General features: G+C 41.2%; 8 protein-coding genes. 4 read left to right on the forward strand and 4 right to left on the reverse strand.

The genetic code is table 11. From position 1 onward, the window contains the following. The first annotated feature begins 33 nt into the window (after positions 1-33). On the forward strand, positions 34-231 hold the full coding sequence (gene thiS / locus CF596_RS11505) for a sulfur carrier protein ThiS (protein WP_070156019.1): 198 nt from the start codon (positions 34-36) through the stop codon (positions 229-231). Positions 232-244: 13 nt separating this feature from the next. Then, positions 245-1,027 (forward strand): thiazole synthase, encoded by a 783-nt coding sequence (locus CF596_RS11510; RefSeq protein WP_004971502.1) that lies wholly within the window; start codon positions 245-247, stop codon positions 1,025-1,027. 100 nt (positions 1,028-1,127) lie between these two features. Here CF596_RS11510 and CF596_RS11515 read toward each other — a convergent pair whose 3' ends face one another. Next, a complete protein-coding gene (locus CF596_RS11515; protein ID WP_096902535.1) occupies positions 1,128-1,739 on the reverse strand; it encodes a glutathione binding-like protein in 612 nt (203 codons plus the stop codon). Positions 1,740-1,957: 218 nt separating this feature from the next. On the opposite strand from CF596_RS11515, the gene CF596_RS11520 reads away from it, so the two are divergent. After that, the gene (locus tag CF596_RS11520) at positions 1,958-3,409 is read left to right on the forward strand and encodes a SulP family inorganic anion transporter (protein WP_096902541.1); all 1,452 of its coding nucleotides are present in this window, start codon (positions 1,958-1,960) and stop codon (positions 3,407-3,409) included. A gap of 185 nt (positions 3,410-3,594) precedes the next feature. Then, complete coding sequence (gene trmB / locus CF596_RS11525; protein ID WP_004971514.1) at positions 3,595-4,311, forward strand: tRNA (guanosine(46)-N7)-methyltransferase TrmB; 717 nt, start codon at positions 3,595-3,597, stop codon at positions 4,309-4,311. 69 nt (positions 4,312-4,380) lie between these two features. Here trmB and CF596_RS11530 read toward each other — a convergent pair whose 3' ends face one another. The 3 genes from CF596_RS11530 to CF596_RS11540 form a co-directional block, all read right to left on the reverse strand. Further along, a complete protein-coding gene (locus tag CF596_RS11530) occupies positions 4,381-5,157 on the reverse strand; it encodes a Rossmann-like and DUF2520 domain-containing protein (protein WP_096902536.1) in 777 nt (258 codons plus the stop codon). Positions 5,158-5,261: 104 nt separating this feature from the next. After that, positions 5,262-6,059, reverse strand: coding sequence for a thioesterase family protein (locus CF596_RS11535; protein WP_096902537.1), 798 nt, complete (start codon positions 6,057-6,059; stop codon positions 5,262-5,264). Positions 6,060-6,140: 81 nt separating this feature from the next. Further along, a complete protein-coding gene (locus CF596_RS11540; protein WP_096902538.1) occupies positions 6,141-6,827 on the reverse strand; it encodes a class I SAM-dependent methyltransferase in 687 nt (228 codons plus the stop codon). Positions 6,828-6,977 lie beyond the last annotated feature (150 nt).

Genomic DNA, 6,977 nt, shown 5'->3' on the forward strand with positions numbered 1-6,977 from the left:
GTATTTTGTAATTTTGAAGATGGATTCTCGGTCATGCAAATTTATCTGAATGGCGAAGCACAACAGACCTCTCACACGACCCTGTTACAACTGATTCAGGCATTAGATTTAGAAGGCAAACGTTTTGCTGTGGAGCAAAACGAAAAAATTATTGCCAAAAGTAAACTTGCCGAAACCCCTATTTGCGATCAAGACCGCATTGAAATTATTCATGCCGTTGGTGGCGGCTAAACTCGGAGCACCCATGCAAGATACCTTTAAAATCGGTTCACGTACCTTTAATTCACGTTTATTGGTGGGTACGGGCAAATATAAAGATTTAACCGAAACAGATTTGGCGATTCAAGCCAGTGGCGCAGAAATTGTCACGGTTGCCATTCGTCGTGTAAACATTGGGCAACATCCAGATCAGCCAAACTTACTTTCCGTGATTCCACCAGAAAAATACACCATTTTGCCAAATACAGCAGGATGTTTTGATGCCAACAGTGCCGTGCGCACCTGCATGCTGGCGCGTGAATTGCTAGATGGTCACAACCTTGTCAAACTGGAAGTTTTGGGCGATGAAAAAACCCTTTACCCAAATATCACCGAAACTTTAAAAGCTGCACGCACGCTAATTGACGATGGTTTTGAGATCATGGTCTATACTTCAGATGACCCGATTGTGGCACAAGAATTGGAAAGTATGGGCTGCGTGGCAATTATGCCATTAGGTAGTTTAATTGGTTCGGGCTTAGGTATTCTTAACCCGCATACCATTTCAATTATTAAAGAAAATGCCAAAGTACCTGTATTGGTAGATGCAGGTGTGGGTACTGCCAGTGATGCTGCGATTGCAATGGAATTAGGTTGCGATGGTGTGCTGATGAATACTGCAATTGCAGCAGCACAAAACCCAGTGCTAATGGCATCTGCGATGCGTAAAGCAGTAGAAGCAGGACGTGAAGCTTATTTGGCAGGACGTATGCCACGTAAGCGTATGGCGAATGCCAGCTCACCTGAAACGGGTTATTTCTTTAAATAATCATTAGGGTCTTTTCCAAGTCCGACAGCACAAATAAAAAGACGTTAAGTGTTAACTCAACGTCTTTTTTTATTATGCGATTTGGGCAAATAAAAACCGATTAAGGAATCAAGCCTTCATCACGCATAGCAATTTGTACCGACTGACGCGCAGCAACTTTATTACGGATTTCAACCACATGGCTATACGGAGTTAAATCATGCTCAATATAGTTTGACCAATTAGTGATAACAAACAAATACGCATCGGCTGGACCAAAGTTATCATCCACCAAATATTCATGGTCTGATGATGCAATCGCTTGATCAATATAAGTCAACAAACGATCAATTTCTGCATAGGCTTTTTCTTTGGCTTCTGCATCTAAAGGCGCGCCAAAAAATACTGCGTAAGCGTCATGTAATTCAGAGTTTAAATAACCCAACCATTCCAAAACTTTAGCACGACCTAAACCAGATGGCGGAATTAAATCCTGTTTAGGGTCTTGCTGCGCTAAAAATGGCAATAGCGCTACGTTTTCCGTCAAAATTAAACCTGGGTTAATTTCTAAAGCAGGTACATAACCTTTAGGGTTAATTTCATAATAATCGGCACCCTTTTCTGTTTTATGGGTTTTTAAATCTACACGCTCAATATCAAAATCGACATTCACTTCATTTAAAATAATATGTGCTGCCAAAGAGCATGCGCCAGGTGAATAATAAAGCTTCATATTTGATCCTTGTTATATAACTATCTCTGTTGTAAATCGCTTGTCACAAACTTGCAAGTGATTGAACCTATAAATTGCAAAAAAGCGAAAATGTCTTAAAAAGCCCTTACGCTTTGACTATCCTGCAAAAGACAGGCTTTTTCAAGTCTGTTTTGCCTGCTTTTTTATCTCTAGATGTTTTAACATACAGCCCTTTAAAGTTTCATGAAATTGAGATTGTGATTAGCCTGAAAAAAGAAGAATGGTTTTCCAATATCCGCACCGATGTTTTGGCAGGTTTAGTGGTAGGTTTGGCATTAATTCCTGAATCAATTGCCTTTTCGGCTATAGCAGGCGTCGATCCGCAAGTCGGCTTATATGCATCGTTCTGTATTGCGGTCACGATTGCTTTTTTTGGTGGGCGTACTGCCATGATTTCTGCCGCGACAGGCGCTATGGCATTACTGATGATTACCCTCGTCAAAGAACATGGTTTGCAATATTTATTGGCTGCAACAGTACTCACAGGGCTGATTCAGGTTATAGCAGGCTATTTTAAAGTTGCCAAACTGATGCGTTTTGTTTCGCAATCGGTAGTTTATGGCTTTGTAAATGCCTTGGCGATTTTAATTTTTGTGGCGCAACTGCCTGAATTATCGAAAATGGATGGCTTAGGCTATTTATTTGTAGGATTAGGTTTAGCGGTAGTCTATCTGTTTCCATACATTCCTAAAATTGGTAAAAGCATTCCCTCGCCTTTGGTCTGCATTATTGTGCTGAGTGTAGTTGCTTTATTACTTGGTGCAGATATGCGTACCGTAAGCGATTTGGGACAATTTCCCGACACGCTGCCTATTTTTCTAGTGCCTGACATTCCACTGAATTTTGAAACTTTATTTATTATTTTTCCTTATGCCATGACCTTAGCCACAGTCGGTTTACTCGAAACCATGATGACCACTACGATTGTCAATGAAGCCACAGGCACAGAAGCAGATCGGCATCAGGAATGTCGTGGTCAGGGTTATGCCAATATTGTGAGTGGCTTTATGGGCGGTATGGCAGGCTGTGCCATGATTGGGCAATCTATTATCAACGTCAGTTCTGGGGCGCGTACACGGCTATCTACACTTACAGCAGGCGTATTTTTGCTGTGCTTGGTGGTTTTTCTCAAAGATTGGTTGGCATATATTCCTATAGCAGCCTTGGTTGCGATTATGATTATGGTGTCATTCACGACTTTTAACTGGGATTCCATCCGTAATTTTAAAAAGCATCCGAAACAAAGCAATATAGTCATGTTAGCTGTGGTGATTGTGGTGTTAGCTACCCATAACCTTGCTTTGGGTGTTTTTGTTGGCGTACTGCTTTCTGCTTTATTTTTGGTGAATAAACTGGAAAGTGAAGTTAAAGTCAGCTCATTTTTATTAGGCGAGCATACCCGCCAATATGTGATTTCAGGGCAAATTTTCTTTAGCAGTTCAGAAAAGTTTTATCAGTTTTTTGATTTTTCAGAAGATATTAGCAATGTCACCATCGACTTAACGCATGCACATATTTGGGATATTACCTCTGTAAATATGCTGAATAGCGTGGTGAACAAATTTAAAGCGCAACAGATTAAAGTGCATATTATTGGATTGAATGAAGCCAGTCATACCTTAATTGATCAATACAGTGCCCATTCGTAATTACTGTATTAAAATACCGTTGATGATGTTAAATGCTGAATCTTAATGATTCGGCATTTTTTATGCTCAAAAGATGCAGATGTATCGCAATCTTGCACGGCGCTGCGAAAAAGAGCGAAAAAATTTGACTTCAATGGCTCAGGACTTAAAATACCGCATTCGAATTTATTAGATTTGCCAAAATTATGTCGAACGATCAATTAGACCAGCACGTTGTCGAGCTGGACAACCTCAACGAGCATCGTGAAATTGTAACGTTCATGCGCCGTTCTTCACCATTGAATACGTCACAACGTAGCGCCTTGGAACAATACGGCGACTTAATTTTGGAATATCCTGTTGGCGATTTACGTCAACATTTTGAACACCCTGAACGCCCGCTTACAGTAGAAATTGGTTTTGGGATGGGGCGTTCTTTGGTACTTATGGCGCAGGCCAATCCTGAACGTAACTTTGTCGGGATTGAAGTCCATATTCCAGGGATTGCACAGTGCGTTTATGAAGCAGGTACAGCAGGTTTAAGCAACTTACGTGTCTTAGATGCCGATGCAATTCAAGTGCTACGTGAAATGCCAGACAATAGCATTGATACGGTACAGTTATATTTCCCAGACCCATGGCAGAAAAAACGTCACTTCAAACGCCGTTTTGTTGCTCATGAACGCATGGAGTTGGTAGAGCAAAAATTAGTGTTAGGCGGTACGTTCCATGCAGCAACCGACTGGGAACCATATGCAGAATGGATGCTAGATGTATTAGACAACCGTCCACGTTTAGAAAACTTGGCGGGCAAAGGCAATAGCTACCCTCGCCCTGAATGGCGTCCACAAACCAAGTTTGAACGCCGCGGAATTGAAGCAGGTCATAAGATTAATGATTTTATCTTCAAGAAAATTAACTAATTTCTGCTAGAAAAAATGCTTCCACAAGGAAGCATTTTTTATTTGAACTCGTGTTATCGTATCAAATGACTAAGATTGATGCCGCGTTAAAATCTGTTGGCTCATTAGCGCATAAACTTCGGCAAGTGCATGTTGCTGCCCTGCTACCAATAAGTCCTGATGCATTTTTAAAATATTGTGATCACCCCGCATAGCAGGCCCTGTTTGCATTTGACGCGGATCATTCTGGGTCGCTTTATGCGCAGTTTCCAAAATAAGAGGATACAGCAGACTGAAATCTACTTTCTGAGCATCGACCACTTGCTTGGCCATGTCATAACAATAATTACTAAAATTACAGGCAAATACCGCAGCCAAATGCAAACTCAAACGCTGTGCTGAAGTATAGGCATAAACCCTTTTGCTTAGGCTATTTGCCAAAGTCATTAAAAGCTGCTGATCTTCAGCAAATGCAGCTTCTATAAATAAAGGCGTTTCTGACCAATCAATTTCACGCTCTAAACTAAAGGTTTGCAAGGGATAAAATACCCCTGAACGTACATGATGCTGTTGCAATACATCTAATTTAGTACTGCCTGAGGTATGCACAATCAACACATGATTTAAATCACGATGAACTTCCTGAATCACCTGTGCAATGCCCTGATCACTCACTGCAATAATCACTAAATCTAGATCTGAATGAAGTTTTTCTACTTCAGCAATCGCTTCTGCGCCAACCTGCGCAGCCAAATGCTGCGCCTTGTCCAGACTACGGCTATAAATTTGCACAATTTGATGCTGTGCGTTTAAAACATGAGCCAAATGATGTGCAACGCGCCCTGCACCAATCAAACTAATTCGCATAATATTTTCAGATAAAATAAGATGAAATAATCTGCACACAGCATGCCAATAAAAAAAGGACGAAGCAATTCGTCCTGATGTTTTTTGTTTGATATCGAATAGATTTAGAATTGACGCAAAGTTAAAATCTGCTCACTACGTCCAAATGGCCCTTGAGTATCATGCAAAACTGCACTCGTTAAGCCAATACCATCTTCACCATATTGTTGTGTTACTTCCAAGCCTAGCCATTCGCCTTGCGGTAAACGGTGTAAATGCATTTGCAAATCTAAATTTGGAAAACCCCAACCCGCATTCGGGTCTAAACGTGGCACTACGCCATTGGCGGTATCCACCATCCCCAATAAACGCACAAAACTAGATGTGCTTTGATTTTCAACCATATCCAATTGGTTTCTTAACCAAACGATGCCCTTACCTGCACGACGATCTAAATGCGCACGGGTTTCAATGCTTTGAATATAGCCGCCCGGCCAACAACGCATGCCATCCCAATCGGGCAAATATTCAGGGTTTTCTATCGGTAAATCTTCCAATCCTGCAATTGCGCGTGTATCTGAGGTTTTCATTTTCCATGCACGCGCCACAATACAGGTTTTTCCTTCAGCACACATTTCCGCTTCAATCAGCTCAATGGTTTTACCCGGTCGAATCATACGGGTGGTGATACTAAATTCACCAAAGGCAATTAAGCCAAAAATATCTAAACCGACCCGACCAATTTGCATATCATCACGCGGCATAAATTGCTCAAGTTCTGCACACAAAATACCCGTTGCAGGTGCCATGTGTTGTTCATGCGGATTCCACGCGCCTTGTGCATGAATGTTGCAACGATAGTACGCAGTACAGCCACCATCGGCATGTTGTTCACGTTTGAGTAAAGTGTAATATGCTGACATTTTCTCTCTTTCCCTGATCTAACTTTTTTGTGCGAATACTTTTACTACAAATACTGCTGATTGAATGATGTTATTGATCAACTATTTCTGCGCAAAAAAACCATAATAATTCATAATTTGACAATAGGCCTTAGACTGCCTAAAACCCACCTGAGTGAGTAATGACCTCTGTGCTTCTGCAGAAATTAAATGAAAATCATCGGCCAGTCGTGCAATCATTTTTTCTGCCTGTAGCACGGTTAAACCACTCTCTAGTGCCAAATTCTGCATCCAGCGCAGTTCTATATTTTCAGTCTGCTGCATCAGATCATAGCTTAATAAAATCGCTGTAGGTTTTAATGTTTGGTAAATATCTTGAAAAAATAATGTTTTTTCTGCGACTGGCACAAAATGCGCCACCAAAATCGCCAATGCCGCATCAAACTGCAAATTTTCAACCTGCGCTTGTTGGGCAAATTGGTGGGTATCTGCCTGTATAAAACGTACTCGCTCATGCCCTGCCACAGACTGAATGTTTTTTTCTGCCTGCTGTAACATGCTTAAAGATGGGTCGATGGCCGTAAATTGCCACTGTGGATGTTGCTGCAGTAAATACTGCAACTCATAGCCTGTGCCACACCCCACCACTAAAACTTGTGCTATTTCGGGCAAATGACTACTTAAAATTGCATTGATGTGTTGATGTACCAATTCATATCCGGGAATGAGTTTCCGAATATGACTGTCATAGCCTGCAACCACAGTTGCACTGTGAAAATCTTTTGCCATATCACATGATTCTTCTTTAATTTACTGACATTAAATATCTGAGTCTTTTTCAAGATCTGCTTAAGCCACAGCCATTGCATCTACCGACAATTCCGAAACGGTTGGCTTGGCACGTTCAGGCACTAAGCCTAATTTTTGGAACAATTGTTT

Origin of the sequence: Acinetobacter sp. YT-02 (assembly GCF_002412355.1) — a bacterium.
In the GTDB taxonomy this organism is placed as follows: Bacteria; Pseudomonadota; Gammaproteobacteria; order Pseudomonadales; family Moraxellaceae; genus Acinetobacter; species Acinetobacter towneri.

Excerpts from the sequence above, each read along its gene's own strand:
- thiS (WP_070156019.1), top strand. The coding sequence starts at position 34 with ATGCAAATTTATCTGAATGGCGAAGCACAACAGACCTCTCACACGACC.
- CF596_RS11510 (WP_004971502.1), top strand. The coding sequence starts at position 245 with ATGCAAGATACCTTTAAAATCGGTTCACGTACCTTTAATTCACGTTTA.
- CF596_RS11515 (WP_096902535.1), bottom strand. The coding sequence starts at position 1,739 with ATGAAGCTTTATTATTCACCTGGCGCATGCTCTTTGGCAGCACATATT.
- trmB (WP_004971514.1), top strand. The coding sequence starts at position 3,595 with ATGTCGAACGATCAATTAGACCAGCACGTTGTCGAGCTGGACAACCTC.
- CF596_RS11530 (WP_096902536.1), bottom strand. The coding sequence starts at position 5,157 with ATGCGAATTAGTTTGATTGGTGCAGGGCGCGTTGCACATCATTTGGCT.
- CF596_RS11535 (WP_096902537.1), bottom strand. The coding sequence starts at position 6,059 with ATGTCAGCATATTACACTTTACTCAAACGTGAACAACATGCCGATGGT.
- CF596_RS11540 (WP_096902538.1), bottom strand. The coding sequence starts at position 6,827 with ATGGCAAAAGATTTTCACAGTGCAACTGTGGTTGCAGGCTATGACAGT.